10 protein-coding genes and 1 pseudogene are annotated in these 15,218 nt (G+C 61.1%); 3 read left to right on the forward strand and 8 right to left on the reverse strand.

The genetic code is table 11. From position 1 onward, the window contains the following. Nucleotides 1–12: 12 nt before the first annotated feature. The 3 genes from CIB54_RS03055 to CIB54_RS03065 are packed head-to-tail and all read right to left on the reverse strand — an operon-like array spanning nt 13 to nt 4,296. Nucleotides 13–1,629, reverse strand: a complete 1,617-nt coding sequence (locus tag CIB54_RS03055; RefSeq protein WP_101218524.1) for an acyl-CoA carboxylase subunit beta — start codon at nt 1,627–1,629, stop codon at nt 13–15. Nucleotides 1,630–1,632: 3 nt separating this feature from the next. Continuing rightward, nucleotides 1,633–2,505 carry an SDR family oxidoreductase gene (locus CIB54_RS03060; RefSeq protein ID WP_101218526.1) on the reverse strand — a complete coding sequence of 291 codons (873 nt, stop codon included), beginning with the start codon at nt 2,503–2,505 and terminating at the stop codon, nt 1,633–1,635. A 12-nt stretch (nt 2,506–2,517) separates the two neighbouring features. Beyond that, a complete protein-coding gene (locus CIB54_RS03065; RefSeq protein WP_101218528.1) occupies nt 2,518–4,296 on the reverse strand; it encodes an acyclic terpene utilization AtuA family protein in 1,779 nt (592 codons plus the stop codon). Between the two features lie 154 nt (nt 4,297–4,450). On the opposite strand from CIB54_RS03065, the gene CIB54_RS03070 reads away from it, so the two are divergent. Further along, entirely contained in the window at nt 4,451–5,074 is a 624-nt protein-coding gene (locus CIB54_RS03070; RefSeq protein ID WP_101218530.1) for a TetR/AcrR family transcriptional regulator, read from the forward strand. A gap of 92 nt (nt 5,075–5,166) precedes the next feature. Next, nucleotides 5,167–5,955 carry a substrate-binding periplasmic protein gene (locus CIB54_RS03075; RefSeq protein WP_065949904.1) on the forward strand — a complete coding sequence of 263 codons (789 nt, stop codon included), beginning with the start codon at nt 5,167–5,169 and terminating at the stop codon, nt 5,953–5,955. A gap of 361 nt (nt 5,956–6,316) precedes the next feature. Here CIB54_RS03075 and CIB54_RS03080 read toward each other — a convergent pair. From CIB54_RS03080 to CIB54_RS03105, 5 genes and pseudogenes are all read right to left on the reverse strand, one after another. After that, a pseudogene (locus CIB54_RS03080) lies at nt 6,317–7,291 on the reverse strand (DUF6396 domain-containing protein); the annotation flags it as partial. A 56-nt stretch (nt 7,292–7,347) separates the two neighbouring features. Then, entirely contained in the window at nt 7,348–8,628 is a 1,281-nt protein-coding gene (locus CIB54_RS03085) for an SEL1-like repeat protein (RefSeq protein ID WP_101218532.1), read from the reverse strand. Next, nucleotides 8,628–10,535, reverse strand: a complete 1,908-nt coding sequence (locus tag CIB54_RS03090) for a phospholipase D-like domain-containing protein (RefSeq protein WP_101218534.1) — start codon at nt 10,533–10,535, stop codon at nt 8,628–8,630. The genes CIB54_RS03085 and CIB54_RS03090 overlap by 1 nt, the downstream gene beginning before the upstream one ends. Continuing rightward, entirely contained in the window at nt 10,532–13,237 is a 2,706-nt protein-coding gene (locus tag CIB54_RS03095) for a type VI secretion system Vgr family protein (RefSeq protein ID WP_101218536.1), read from the reverse strand. Before CIB54_RS03095 ends, CIB54_RS03090 begins: the two co-directional genes overlap by 4 nt. A 364-nt stretch (nt 13,238–13,601) precedes the next feature. Continuing rightward, nucleotides 13,602–14,153, reverse strand: a complete 552-nt coding sequence (locus CIB54_RS03105) for an RNA polymerase factor sigma-70 (protein WP_065951085.1) — start codon at nt 14,151–14,153, stop codon at nt 13,602–13,604. A 300-nt stretch (nt 14,154–14,453) separates the two neighbouring features. Here CIB54_RS03105 and CIB54_RS03110 point away from each other — a divergent pair, with 300 nt between their 5' ends. Next, nucleotides 14,454–15,206, forward strand: a complete 753-nt coding sequence (locus CIB54_RS03110) for a thioesterase II family protein (protein ID WP_065951086.1) — start codon at nt 14,454–14,456, stop codon at nt 15,204–15,206. Nucleotides 15,207–15,218 lie beyond the last annotated feature (12 nt).

The following is a 15,218-nucleotide window of genomic DNA, read 5'->3' on the forward strand; positions in this document are numbered from 1 at the left end:
TTGTTCTCCTGATTAGAAGCGCGCCACGCCAAAGCTGTTTGGCTGCAACTGGCGTATTTCAGCCTCATGGCAAATATCCAGCAGCAAACCCAGGAGCGTGCGGGTCTCCCGCGGGTCGATCAGCCCGTCATCCCACAGATTGGCGCTGCCATACAGCGCGGTGGACTGGCTGTCGAGTTTCTGCGCGGTGACCTGCTCAAGCAGGTCCAGCGCCTTGGGATCGGGCACCAGGCCGTCTTTCAACTGCCGGGCCTCGGTGATGATGCGCAGCACCTTGCCCGCCTGCGCGCCGCCCATCACCGCCGTGCGGCTGTTGGGCCAGGCGAAGATGAAACGCGGGTCCAGGCCACGGCCGCACATCGCGTAGTTCCCGGCACCATAGGAGCCGCCGACCACAATCGTGAGCTTGGGCACGCGGGCATTGGCCACCGCCTGGATCATCTTCGCGCCGTGCTTGATCACGCCTTGCTGCTCGGACTCGGTGCCGACCATGAAACCGGTGGTGTTGTGCAGGAACAGCAGCGGCGTGCGGCTCTGGTCGCACAGCTGGATAAACTGCGCGGCCTTGCTCGCGCCTTTGGGCGTGATCGGGCCGTTATTGCCGATCACGCCGACGGCATGGCCATGGATATGCAGGTGGCCGCAGACGGTGTGCGCATCGAACTCGCCCTTGAATTCAAGAAAGCGCGAGCCGTCGGCCAGGCGCGCAAGAATGTCGCGCACGTCGTAGGGCTTTTTCGGATCATCCGGGATCAGCCCCAACAGCTCTTCAGCGCGATACAGCGGCTCGCTGTAGACCCGCTGGGGCGTCGGCGGCAGCCGGTCATTCCAGGGCAGCAGGCTGACGATCTCGCGCACGATACGCACGCCATCGGCGTCATCTTGCGCCAGGTATTCGGCGGTGCCGGCGACTTGCGCGTGCATCTGGGCGCCGCCCAGTTCTTCATCGGTGGCCACTTCGCCAGTCGCCGCCTTGAGCAGCGGCGGCCCAGCGAGGAACAGCTTGGCCTTGCCGCGCACCACCACCACGTAATCCGACAGCCCCGGCTGATACGCACCGCCGGCGGTGGCCGAGCCGTGCACCACGGTGATCTGCGGCAAGCCCATGGCCGACATGCGCGCCTGGTTGGCAAAGCTGCGCGCGCCTTCGACGAAAATCTCGGCGGCGTAATTGAGGTTGGCGCCGCCGCTTTCGGCGAGGGTCACCACCGGCAGTTTGTTGTCCATGGCGATCTGTTGCAGGCGCAGGGATTTTTTCAGGCCGGTGGGGGAAATGGTCCCGCCCTTGATCGCGCTGTTGTTGGCCACCACCAGCATGCGCACGCCGCTGACGTAACCGATGCCGGCGATCAACCCGCCACCGGCGGCGCTGCCGTCCTTGTCGTCATGGAGTTTATAGCCGGCCAGGCTGGCCAGTTCCAGGAACGGTGCGCCGGGGTCGAGCAGCAGATCAAGGCGTTCGCGCGGCAGCAACTGGCCACGTTTGTCGAACCTGGGGCGGGCCTGCGCGGCCTTGAGGAGCAGATCGTGTTCCAGTTGGCGCACGTGCTGGAGGCTGTGCAGCATGGCTTCGCGGTTTTGCGCGAACTGCGGGCTGTGGGCGTCTATCAGACTCTCGATGACCGGCATGCGCTAGTGCTCCGCCTTGAGCACATCGGGCAGATAGGCGCGGTGGAAACCATTGAAGCCTTCGCTTGGCGCCTGCGCCTTGTGCAGCGGCCAGGCACGGCTGCCCAGGCTGGCGGCGCCGTCGATGCGCAGCGTGCTGCCGCTGATAAAGGCGGCGGCGGGGCTCAGCAGAAACACGATGGCCGCACTGACTTCCGACTCGGTGCCGATCCGCTTGAGCGGCACGTGCTCGCGCAGGGTGGGGATCACGGCCTTGAACGCGCCGTCGTAGGTGTCCATGCCGCTGGAGGCGATCCAGCCGGGCGCTACCGCGTTGACGCGCACCCCGGCATAACCCCATTCAAACGCTGCGGTCTTGGTGAAGTTGTCCATCCCCGAACGCGCCGCGCCCGAGTGGCCCATGCCGGGCATGCCGCCCCACATGTCGGCGAGCATGTTGACGATGGCGCCGCCGTGCCTGCTCATGGACTGGTTGAACACTTCCCGCGCCATCAGGAAACCGCCGACCAGGTTGGTGCGCAGCACGGTTTCAAAGCCTTTTTGATTGATCGAGGCCAGTGGCGAGGGGTACTGGCCGCCAGCGTTATTCACCAGGCCGTGGATCGGGCCGTGGTCGTCGATGATCTGCGCGACCAGCCGCTTCACGGCGTCTTCATCGCGAACGTCACAGGCATGCCAGTGGGCGGTGCCACCGTCTTCGGCGATTTCCGTCGCCACCGTGTGCAGTTTGTCCGGCTTGCGCCCCACCAGGATGACGCGCGCCCCCAGCGCTGCCAGCTCATGGGCGGTGCAGCGGCCAATACCGCTGCCGCCACCGGTAACAATCACGCTTTGCCCCTGGAACAGGTCGGCTTTGAAGATCGAGTCGAAGGCCACGGCGACGGTCCTTTAAGTGAGGGAATCTGCGATGTGTTGCGGCACGGCGATGGGGATTTCCAGCAGTTGCTGGGCAAACGCCTTGCCCTGGGGGTCGATGCGCAGGCTGGCAATGCCGCCGCCGCCGAGGGCGTTTTCCAGCACGAAGTTCAGGCTGTGGGTGCCGGGCAAATACCAACGTTCGACGCGGCCATACACCGGGTCGAGCACGTGGCTCATCCAATCGACAATCACTTCAGGCGTGAGCACTTCGGCGATCCACGGCAGGTACTCGGGATCGCGGGCAATCACGCCGATATTGCTGTGATTGCCCTTGTCGCCGGAGCGCGCCACCGCGAGTTTCACCAAGGGTACGCTGGCGTCGGCGCGGCCCTGGGGTTTGGGCGGCTCGATGGGCGCGGCAGGGGTGAGCGGCGGGCGTGCGGCGGGCAACTGCACGGCGTGGCGCCGGCCTTGGTAGTCGAGGGTCACGGCGCACTTGGGCTTGTCGATCAGAAACGAAAATAACCGGATCAGTGGATACACCGTGGGCCTGCCGCCGACGATCCCGGCCAACCCCGGCGCCATGCCGGTGGCAGCCTGGGCGATTTCGCGGGCGAACAGGGTCAGCGCCTGCCTGCTCGAGTGGCGCACCGCCCATTTGATCACCACCTCCCGACAATCCTGGCGCTGGGCGCGGCCACCATAAGTGGCTTCGCTGCCGAGCAGTTCGATATTCACCTCGGTGTAGGGCGCCCAGCCGCGTTGGCTGAACAGTTCCGAGGTCTTGTTGATGATGGCCTGGCTGACCCGGTCGGCCTTGGCCACCGCATCGATGCCGGCCAGCAGGCAACTGGCGGTGCAGCGGAAACCGTCGAGGTAAGTGGCGCTGACCTTGTATTGATCGGTAGGCGGCACGCCCCTGGCGCCGTGCACGTGCACGCACTGTTTGCCTTGTTGCTGCACCTTGACCTGGCTGAAATCGCAGATCACATCAGGCAGGCGGTAGGCGCGCGGGTCACCGATCTCATACAGCAGTTGTTCGGCCACACTGAGTTCGCTGATCAGCCCGCCGCTGCCCTCGACCTTGTTCACCGTGAACTGACCGTCGGCGCTGACTTCGACGATGGGGAAGCCGATGTGCTCATAGTCCGGCACATCGCGCCAATCGGTGAAATTGCCGCCGGTGCACTGCGCGCCGCATTCGATGATATGCCCGGCCAGGGCGGCTTGGGCGAGGTGGTCATAGTCGTGCCACGACCAGCCGAACTCATGCACCAGCGCCGCGCTGACCACTGCGCTGTCGACCACGCGGCCAGTGATGACAATATCGGCGCCGAGCTCAAGCGCCGCGCTGATGCCCGGCGCGCCGAGGTAGGCATTGGCGGACACGCACGCCGCAGGCAGCGGGGCGCCGGTGAACATGTCGGTGACCTCGGGCAGGTGTTTGAGCTGCGCATGCAGGTCATCGCCGAGCAGGACCGCGATCTTCAGGGGCACCTGGGCGTTATCGCAGGCCGCTTGCAGAGCCGCCGCGCAGGCCTGGGGGTTGATGCCGCCGGCATTGCTGATCACACGGATACCCTGGCGCTGGATATCGGCCAGCAACGGCGTGAGCACCTCGACAAAATCCGTGGCGTAGCCGGCCTTGGGGTCTTTCAGGCGGGCGCCGGCGAGGATCGACAGGGTCACTTCCGCCAGGTAGTCGAACACCAGGTAATCCAATGCGCCGCCGTGCACCAGTTGGGCGGCGGCGGTGCAGGTGTCGCCCCAGAAGGCGCTGGCGCAGCCGATACGAACCGTCTTGCTCATGAGAAATCCTTCCTCGAATGGCTGGTTGCGAGGCTACCAAGCAAGCGCTTGGTTTGTAAACCCTGCACACAAGTTTTTACCCAAGCGCTTGCTTGGGTGCCGGCCACGGCCTAAATTGCCCGCCAAGACGATAGTAGACATAAGGGAAAGCAGCATGGATGACCACCAAGCCCTGCGGGTGATGCGCACCATGGTCGACGGTGGCCAATTGACCGACCCCGAGAGTGCCCGGGGCAAGTTGCTGCAAACCGCGGCTCACCTGTTTCGCAACAAGGGCTTTGAGCGCACCACCGTGCGCGACCTGGCCGGCGCGGTGGGTATCCAGTCGGGCAGCATCTTTCATCACTTCAAGAGCAAGGACGAGATCCTGCGCGCGGTGATGGAAGAAACCATTCTCTACAACACCGCGATGATGCGCGCAGCGCTGGAGCAGGCGGGCACGGTGCGCGAGCGCGTGCGGGCGCTGATCCGCTGCGAATTGCAGTCGATCATGGGCGGCAGCGGTGAGGCGATGGCGGTGCTGGTGTACGAATGGCGTTCGTTGTCTGCCGAAGGTCAGGCCCAGGTACTGGCCTTGCGCGATGTGTACGAGGACATCTGGTTGCAGGTACTGGGCGAAGCCAAGGCTGCCGGTTATATCAAGGGCGACGTGTTTATCACCCGGCGTTTCCTGACCGGTGCGTTGTCCTGGACCACCACCTGGTTCCGTACACAGGGCAGCCTGACACTCGAAGAACTGGCCGAAGAAGCCCTGCTGATGGTGCTCAAGGCGGATTGAGGCGCACGCTATCAATTTACCGGCAACCGTTGTCTCTCCCGGGAAAAACGCCTAGCTTATCGCCATCATAGAATTCAACGGTGTGTGCCTAGATGTTTTCGCCATGGCGGCTGGCTGCAGGACTTACATTATGGGCGCTGGGTACCGCAGGGTGGACGCAAGCCGGCGCCGCGCAGTTGGTGAGGGTCGGCGCGGCGCATTTTCCGCCGTATACCGTACGCCCTGAGCAAGGCGCCGATACCGGGTTGCTGCCGCAATTGGTCGAAGCGTTGAACGCCGTGCAAAGCGACTATCAGTTCGTGCTGGTGCCCACCTCGATCCCCAGGCGTTTTCGCGATTTCGAGCAAGGCCGGGTCGACATGGCGATCTTTGAAAACCCCTCCTGGGGTTGGACGAACGTTGCGCATACCAGCGTCGATATGGGGCTGGAAGACGCTGAAATCTTCGTCGCCGTGCGTGAGCCCGGTCGCGACCAGCGTTTTTTCACCGACCTGGCCGGCAAGCGCCTGGCGGTGTTCAGCGGTTACCACTACGCCTTCGCGCACTTCAACCCCGACCCCAAGTACCTGGCCGAGCACTTCAACGCCACCTTGACGTATTCCCATGACAGCAACTTGCTGATGGTCGCCCGGGGACGTGCCGATATTGCCTTGGTCACCCGTTCGTACCTGAGTGATTTCATGGTGCGTAACGCTGACCTGGCGGACAAGTTCCTGGTGTCGGAGCGCATTGATCAGGTCTATCACCATTACGCGCTGCTGCGGCCCAAGGCACCGATCAGCGGGCCGGTATTTGCCGAGCTGCTCAAGCGCTTGCGTGATAACGGCCAGATGCTCAGGATCTTCGCGCCGTATCGGATTGATATAACGCCGCTGCCCTGAGCGCGCCGCCGATCAAGTGTGGGAGGGGGCTTGCTCCCCGATGGCGGCCTTGGAGCCGACCGGTATCTTGTGACGGCCCCGATCCAAATGTGGGAGGGGGCTTGCCCCCGATGGCGGTGGGTCAACCAACATCAATGTTTGCTGGGGCGACGTCTTCGCGGGCAAGCCCTAATGCCAGTCAGCCAAGGCTAGGAGCGAGCTTGCTCGCGAAAAACTCACAGGCGCCGCGTTCGTTCAGGAAGCACGCGTTATCGTTGACGTTTTTCGCGAGCAAGCTCGCTCCTACAGACGGCGGTGTACGCTTAACTGACCGGCAGAGGTTTCATCTCCCGCAGCCACTTCCAGTTGGAATGCCTCAATGCTGGATCAGGGTTTCGCTGGGCTTTGGTGGCGGGACATTGGCCAGGCGGGCTTCCAGCCATTGCAGCTTACCGTCCCAGGCGGGGAGCTTGGCCGGGGGCAAGGGGAGGATTTCGTTGATTTCGGGGACTTTGGGGTCGGCGTAGGAGTATCTCGCAAGAACACGCCAGATTGTTTTATAGCGCTCAGCGCGTTCAAGGTCTTGCTGTTGGCCGAGGTAGTTCAGCGTATCGGAGGGAGGAATACCTCTGAAGCCATCTCTCAACCAGCCAGCAGAGGTTTCGTCACCCGCCATCACTCCCAATTGGAATGCCTCAATTGCCTCCTGGTACTGCTCCTTATTTTTAAGGCTGACGCCCAGAGCGCCGGCGGCCTTGCCGTGACCCTGCTCAGCCGCACAGCGGCGCATCTGCCGGGCAACGTCCGGCGCAATGTCAATTGGCGCCAGTATGTCCCCCACCTCGTACTGGGCTTGGGCACTGCCATCATCAGCTGCCTTACGGAAATAACGAAGCGACATGGCTTTATCCTGCTTCAACCCCGCCGAACCGCTCTTTAGGAAGAGGCCAATAAAGTAGTACCCCGTCGCCACGTTTGCGTCGATCAGTTGCTGGCTCAGACGCAGGTGATCCTCACCACGGAGCGTGAAGTGGCCGCGCAGGGTGCCGTTTTGCAGGTTGATGTTGGCCTTGTAGTGGCCATTCTCGGCCGCAATCCGGTACAGCCGTTCTATCTCGGCGTCGACGCTTTTATCCTGCTTGAGCAGGTTGTTCTTCTGCAACCAACGGGCGTACTGGAACAGCTCATCGGTCTCGGCGGACGGCGCAGGGATCTGCTCGTGTACGCAGGTGAAGGCCGGCTTGGCTTTGATCTCGGTCAGCGGGTTCACGGAGGTGTTCTGGGGCGGGTGAGTGGGGGCGCTGCCGTTATCGCAGGCGGCCAGCAGCAGGCTTATCAGCAATAGGAATCGACGCATCAGTCACGGTGCCTCAGGTTCTTCTCGCCGTAGATAAGAATGATGCCTTTCATGCCCTATCCCAACAGCTGCCATTCGATGCCTTCCTCATTGATCGTGATTATGTCGGGGAGCAAAAAGCGAGGTTTACGATTCTGGACACGCAGGGTGGGCATGATGTCGTTCTTCTCAAAACGGCGGATGACACCCTCGTTAAACCTCGAGTATGGATCGCGACTCAGGCGGGCTGCCTGCCAGTAGCCTGTCTGCGGACAGGCCTGGCCGCTGGAGCAGGTCGGCGCGGGGTAGCTGGCCTTGATGAATGCCGGAGAGTCGGGTGTGGCTCGGCCGGTCGCTGGCTCAAGGTGCTTGGCGTTGGCCAACTGCTGGATCAGGGTTTCGCTGGGCTTTGGTGGCGGGACATTGGCCAGGCGGGCTTCCAGCCATTGCAGCTTACCGTCCCAGGCGGGGAGCTTGGCCGGGGGCAAGGGGAGGATTTCATTGATTTCGGGGACTTTGGGGTCAGCATAGGAGTAGTCCGCGAGCAGACTCCAGATTTTTTCATAGCGCTCAGCGCGTTCAAGGTCTTGCTGTTGGGCGAGGTAGTACAGATCATCGGAGGGGAGAGTCCGAAAGGTCTTTCTTAACCAGCCGGCAGAGGTTTCATCTCCCGCAGCCACTCCCAGTTGGAATGCCTCAAGTGCGCTTTGGTACTGGCCCAGTCCTTGAAGATTGACACCCAGGTCGGAAGCCGCATCACCATGTCCCTGCTCTGCAGCACAACGGCGCATCTGCCGGGCGACATCTGGCGCTATGCTGCTCGGTGCCAACTTGTCACCCACAGAGTACTGAGCTAGGGCGCTGCCCTGATCAGCCGCCTTACGAAAGTAACGCAGCGACATGGCCTTGTCCTGCTTCAACCCCGCCGAACCGCTCTTCAGGAAGAGACCGATAAAGTAGTACCCCGTCGCCACCTTTGCGTCGATCAGTTGCTGGCTCAGGCGCAGATGATCCTCACCACGGAGCGTGAAGTGGCCACGCAGGGTACCGTTTTGCAGGTTGATGTTGGCCTTGTAATGGCCATTCTCGGCCGCAATCCGGTACAGACGCTCAATATCGGCGTCGACGCTTTTGTCCTGCTTGAGTAGGTTGTTCTTCTGTAACCAACGGGCGTACTGGAACAGCTCATCGGTCTCGGCGGACGGCGCAGGGATCTGCTCGTGTACGCAGGTGAAGGCCAGCTTGGCTTTGATCTCGGTCAGCGGGTTCACGGAAGTGTCCTGAGTCGGGTGAGTAGGGGCGCTGCCGTTATCGCAGGCGGCCAGCAGCAGGCTTGTCAGCAATAAAAACCATCGCATCAGTCAAGGTCCTTCACTGTCTTTTCGTCGTAATAAAATTCGATAAGTGGGGCCCAGGGCACTCCTGTTTTATCATCTGCCTGGCGATCTTTGTTTTTTTTGATGATGCCCGTCCAAGCATCAAACGCTTCCTTCGGATCATCCTGCGCGCCCTTCCTATCCGTATGCAGATTCCACAATCGCCGCCGCAACGCCTGGGTCACACTCATCCACTCATGGGCAATATTCAGCTCGCTATCCACCTGCATGCTGCGAGTGTTGATGTTGGCTGAACCGTGGGTAGTGAACACGTCGTTGACGATCATCAGTTTTGAGTGGATGTACACCGGCATCCACGGCTTCCCCGCAGGCGAATCAGGTGCTACCAGCGAGCACACGTGAATTTTCAGCCCCGGGCGCGGCTCAGGGGCTAGCGTGCTTGTCTCGATCGCCTTGATTTGGTCGTTGAGCACGGCCTGCCGATAACGATTGTGTCTGGCGGCATCCTGTTGGGCTTCCCGGGCTTTATCGCTCATCTCGTCGCCCCCCAGTGCGTCGGTCAGGAGGGTCAATGTAATCAAGGCCCTTTGTTCGAGGAGTTCTGCCAGGGTCGGCGCCTGCGCGTCTGCTTGGGCTTTAGCCTGTTGAATGCGCTGCAGCTTGGTGATTTCAGGAATGGTATCGCCGCGCCCCAGGCTTTCGAGCATGCGCTGGGTGTTCAAGGAACCTGGGCCTACGCCATCCGGGCTGGCATTGGTGATCACAAACAGGTGCAAGTTGCCATGTAAGCCCGGATCGCGACCTGCGCGGGTTTGGTCGGCGGCGGCCTTTTTGATGGCCTCCGCCAACGGTGGCCAGCGAAAGTACTGGTTCTCGATATAGATAAATTGGGTCGCGTTGTTGACCGCCTTCAGGTAGACCTGCTCGATATCGTACTTGGCGTGTTGTGGCTGCGTGCGCAGGATTTGCGCCAATTGGCGGGTAACGCCGGGCGTGCATTGCAGTTGGGGGCCCACCGTCATTGCGTTGCGCGATGCGAGCAGATCCTCACCGGTTTCCTTTCGCCACGCGGTGGCGAAGTTATGGTGCAGGTGTTCCAGAATCGGCCCGCTGACTTGACTCGAAATATCCTGACGTGGGGTATCGCCACGGGGACCACCATTGGGGGCTGGTTTGTTACCCTCGCAACGGTTCAGCGCCGTATGGGCGTCATTGTCCCAGTACTCGTCAAGCATGTTGTGCCCCATGACAAAGCCGACGGCGCTGTCCGTCTGTTCATAGTCGACCAGGACTGTCTTCTGATGGTGGGTTGCGGCGATGGCCAACGCACCTAATGTACTGTGGCTGAGCTGCGGGTCGAGGCTTTTGTATTTGACCTGATAGGCAATTTCAGCCCGTTCATACACGCTGAAACCGCGACCGACGAACACCGGTATGTTGCGCGCCGCTCGCATCGCAGGCGCCAGGTGATCGGCGAACGCACATCGGGAAAACCACTGTCGATCCTTGGCGTATTGGTCATCGGTGGAGGGTTGTAACGCCCGATTCTCGATGCGATACGGGCCTTTGCCAGGCAGGTTGGCTTCGCCCCCAACCCCGGCGCTATTAAACGGCGCTTCCCAACCCAGCACCCGGACCTCGACCCCTTCCCGGGCTTTGGCCATGAGCAGTTCACCAATGCTCGGGCTCTTGCCGTCACGAATAAAGTACATCGACGGCTGGAAGCCCCAACAGATGATATCGATGGTTTTACTGGCTTTCGCGATAGCCAAGTGCACGGCCTTGAAGGCTTCTTCACCGTTGATCAGCGGTTGATAGGTGGCCATCGCGGGAGGGTATTCGGTGTTCTGCACGTACCAGGGCGAAGTGCAGGTCACCTGATGGGTGTGTTGCAAGGCGACGGGAGTAACGATGTCGGGTTCAGTCATGAGGTTTTCCCTTCCTGCTCACTGATAGGGCTCATCACGGCGGCGTAAAGAGCCCGGTGATCCGTGTGGGATGTGGGCTGGCTCACCTCGGTGTCGGCTTGTGAGCGGTGGTTGTGCATGCCGCTATTGGCCAGGTGTGCTTGCTCGGCATTGCGATAATCGCTGGGCACCGGTATCTGGTAGCTCACGCCGTTGGCCAATTCCAATCGGTACTGCTGAGTCACCACCTCGTGGTCGATTGACACTTGCCCGGTCTCGTCCAATACGCCTCTCTTGAGCACTGCACCGTCGGCGTAGAGCGTATAGGGCATGCCTGCCCAGCCTTGATTGGATGCGTTGGGGGCTTGCGGCACGCTGAACTGCAACCTCTGTTTGGACAGGCTTTGTGGATACTCGGGATGCGAGGCCGTGAGGCTCGCTGGGCCGCTGAATTCGAAGTGCGCTGACTTGACGTTGTAGTCCCCCTGGGTTCCAGACTCGATGCAGTTCTGATCGAGGGTGATGTAGCTGCCACCGGCATTCAGAGTGATTTTCTTCTTCGCGACGATGCGTATTTCGTCTTCGGTGCTGGTGATCTCCAGGCCATGGCGCGCCATCAGTTGCAGTGTGTCGTTCTGTGCCTGGATGACTACCGGGCCCTGATTGGCGATCAGCTTGATGCCCAACTTGCGTACAAACAGGTTGACGCCTTGCCCCACGCCGATGAACAGGCGCTTGACCACACTGATATCCGCCTCGGCCCCGGCGTTGATCATCAGGTTATTTTGAGCGGCCAATTGCAGGTGCTGGCCGCTGGTTACAGCAACGCCTTGGGGAGCGCTGAGCACGATGACCGAGGCTTTGAGTTGATCGAGCTGGTCTCGCATCATTTTCAGTTGCGCTTGCACATCCGCTGGGTCTGCGTTGGCGGCCTGGGCATCAGCCGACAACCCTTGCAACTGATCACCGGCCCGCTGTAACCGGCCCAGAGCGGCAGCCATTTCAAGCATCTGCCCCTGAGCGTTGGGCTGCACGTCAGCAGTGATGAAGACGCCGCTGCCCGCGCGGATGGCAGCATGCCCATCGGTGCGCAACTCCGCACCCTGGCCTCGCGCCTGGCGCTGGCTATCGACGATATGCCCCAGATTCAACTGGCTCTTACCGCTGTGCTCGGTGCTGAGCTTGACGTGCTCCTGCCCCCGCGTGTCATCCATGCGCATTTTGTTATTGGCTGGAGTACGCAGCACGTTGCGTTTGTAGTTGCGTAACGTCACGTGGTCCACGCGGTGACTGTCGTGCAGCGCATGGGCGATGTAGGGCCGGTCGGGGTCGCCCTGTTCGAAGGCGATGGCCACTTCGGTGCCGGGAATCAGCGGCAGGTGCAGGCCGTGTGTGTCCCCGGCGTAGGGGCGGGCCAGTCGTAGCCACACGCTTTCTTCGCCAGGTTTCCAGGTGTCGCGGTCGAACAGGAAATTGACCTTGTAGCGCCCTTCGAGGTCGATGTGACCGTAGGGGTCATGCGCCTGCGGGCTGGTGAGGCGGGCTGGCACGGTACCGGCGATTTGCGGTTTGTTTTGCAGCGCTGGGCGAAAGCACACGGTTTGCGAATAGGGAATGGCTTCAAAGGTCACTTCGAAACTTCGGTCGCGGGCGGCGTGGCTGGTCAGTTGGGTAATGACCGCACCCGCAGCGAAAGCCTGTGGGGCGCCGCCGGAGATTTTGAGTACCTGCCCAGGAGCCAGTGTGGCGCTGCTGCTGATGCCGCTGAGCTGGGTCTGGCCGTTGAGGTAACGCTCGTGGCGCAAGCGGGCGTAGAAGTAGCCACTTTCACTTTGCAGGTCTTCGTCCCGGGCCAGGGCGTCGCCCAGTACGCGGTAGGGCTCGGCGTAGAGGTAGGCCTCGCCGTAGGTCGTCGTTGCGCCTCGGGTTTGATCAATCTCCCCCTCCAGGTGAGCACTGGCGTCGCGGTGGTGGTAGGCGCGGATATGGACCTGCTGCTCGACTACCTGGTGCTGGGATTGCAATTGCCACACGCCGTCCTGCGTGCTGCTGCTCAACCCGGATTGCGGTCGAAAAGGCAACTCGACGTCGAATTGGTACAGGCGTTGATCGTCGCAAAACTCGACCACATCTATACTCAGGCGCTCGTCACTGGTGAAGCGATACCAGATACCGACGTCGGCCAGCAGCCGGGTGATAAACGCCAGGTCGCTTTCGCCGTATTGCATGACTTGCTCGCGTCTGGGGTAGTCGCGCTTCAAGTCGAACAGAAAGTCCTGGCCCTCGAAGCCGTGGTGACTACGCAAAATGCTTTCGACGATTTCCGGCACCGACTGGTGCTGGTAGATGCGAAATTGCTTGCCTCGGCCGAGTAGAGCCAAGTGCGGCTCCAGGGTGATTTCGTAGCGGGCTTGATCAACGGAGCCGGACAACCGTTTAAAACCGGTGAGCACACCGTGCAGGGTGCGCAGTGGTTTTACCGCAGGTACGGGAAGCCCCAGGAAAGGCAACTTTTGCGGCGCGGCATGCAAGCTGAAACTGGCGTTTTGGCCCAGCATTTTTTCAGCAGGGAGGTCGCCGTCGGCGGCGTTGAATTCCACAACATAATTGAACAGCTGACTGAGGCCTTCTGTGCCTTTGAAGGTCAGGACGTCGAGCGCTGCGTCAACGTTGCTAACGGTGAGCGTGTGGCGACGGTGGTCGAACAAAACGCTGGAAGTCATTCCTTCTACTCCTGGGCACGAAAGCCCGGAGAGTAAAGATTTCTTATCGGCGATTAATGTCGGAAGGTTCGCCTTTACGAGACAGTAACTTCCTAATTGCGGTTTAGCGAATACTCTGCCAGTCCATCTGCAATCCAGACGCCAAAGCCTGAGCGCGACCTGACCACGCCTTGAACACCCGACCAGCACTGCGCCAATAGACGAAATGCTTCGGCGCTTCGATGCGCGGTTGGCGGCGATGCTGTACTACTGCTTTCTGGACCCGGCATGTAACGAGAGGGGCGTCGGTTCCGCGCACCATCAACGCGCGGCGCTGCTGATCCTTGACCTGCAAACACATAACCCACATGAGACCTGCGCTATTTTAAATCCGCCGCGCAAACGTATCGCTGTGGCTGCCCGACACTTTGCGGCAGTGCACCAACGCATCGCGAATCATGAAGTTCACCAGTGTTGGCGAGACCCCGAGTTCCTTGGCGATGTCTTTCTGCGGCACGCCGTGCAGGCGGTACATCTCGAAGGCGTAGCGGGTGCGCTGCGGCAGCTCGGTCAGGGCGTCGGCGATGTTTTCCAGGGTGTTGAAATTGATGTGGGAGGTTTCCGGTGAAGCGCCGTGGATAACCACATTCAAGCCTTCCTCTTCGGTCCCGGAGTATTTGAGTTCCAGGGCCTGCTTGCGGTAGTGATCGATCGCCAGGTTGCGCACGATCTGGAACAGATAACTCAGTTGAGCCTTGAACGAGGAGGTGATGGTCGGTGCCGATTGCAGCCGAAAGTAGGCGTCCTGCACCACATCCTCGGCACGGGAACGACAGCCGGTAATACGCGCCGCGATCTTCACCAGGATCAGTCGATTGTCGACGAATGCCTGGAGAAGTGGTGAGTCGCACCTGCCTGTGGATACTTGTTCCGTCATGGAAATCACCTTGTTGCAAAGAGGTTGGGGGAGGGCTTCCTTGCTGAGGCCTCCTACACATCGGGCAACAAATTATGCTGAATGATAATGATTGTCAAATGAGAAGGCGAACTAATCTTATGCCTTTGGGTAAGGTGTGAACCGCGTCTCGCTTGGCTGCGGCGACTAATTATTTGCCGGGGCCGTCCGTTCTTCTGGGTGACAGGTCCGTTAGCAAACGGCCAGGGATCAGCACCCGCAGGAGGGCGAAATGGGTTTTTATCGTGCACACAGCGTGTTTCAGCTTGGAGTCCTCGGGTGATGAGTACGCCAACGCCGCTGCGTCTGTTCTGCCTGCCCCATTCAGGCGCCAGCGCCTCGGTCTACGCACGTTGGCGCCGCGTGTTGCCGGACTGGTTGCAGGTCTGCCCGCTGGAACTGCCGGGGCGGGGCATGCGCATGGGTGAACCGCTGCAGCGCGATATCAAGGCCCTGGCTGCCCAGCTCGCGATTGAAATCAGCCGCGACCTGAACGGCCCTTATGCGTTGTTCGGCCACAGCCTCGGCGGCCTGCTGGCGTTCGAGCTGGCGCATGCACTGAACGCGCGCAACGTGGCGGCGCCACTGGCGTTGTTCGTCTCCGGCACCGCCGGCCCGGCGCGGCGCGATGTCAGCGAATACGCCATCGAAAAAACCGACGCCCAACTGATCGCCCGCTTGCGCGAGCTGCAGGGCACCTGCGACGCCGTCTTGGCCAATCCCGAATTGATGCAGTTGATGCTGCCGATCCTGCGCGCCGATTTCCTGCTGTGCGGCAGCTTCACTTATGGCGAACGTGAGCCGCTGGGTGTGCCGATCCATGTCTTTGGCGGCAAGCAGGACAGCGTACGCGCCGACCAATTGCTCGACTGGCAGCTCGAGGCCGCCAGCGGCTTTTCCCTCGACATGTTCGATGGGCATCACTTCTTTCTCGTGCAGCACGAAAGCATCGTGCTGCGCTGTATGCGGCGCTATGCCGAGGCCCACCTGGCCCGTTGGCGCAGTGGCGCGGCGCGGCAACGCGTCGCCGGCTGAACCTCACCGACT

Source organism: Pseudomonas fluorescens, assembly GCF_002837185.1.
In the GTDB taxonomy this organism is placed as follows: Bacteria; Pseudomonadota; Gammaproteobacteria; order Pseudomonadales; family Pseudomonadaceae; genus Aquipseudomonas; species Aquipseudomonas fluorescens_AM.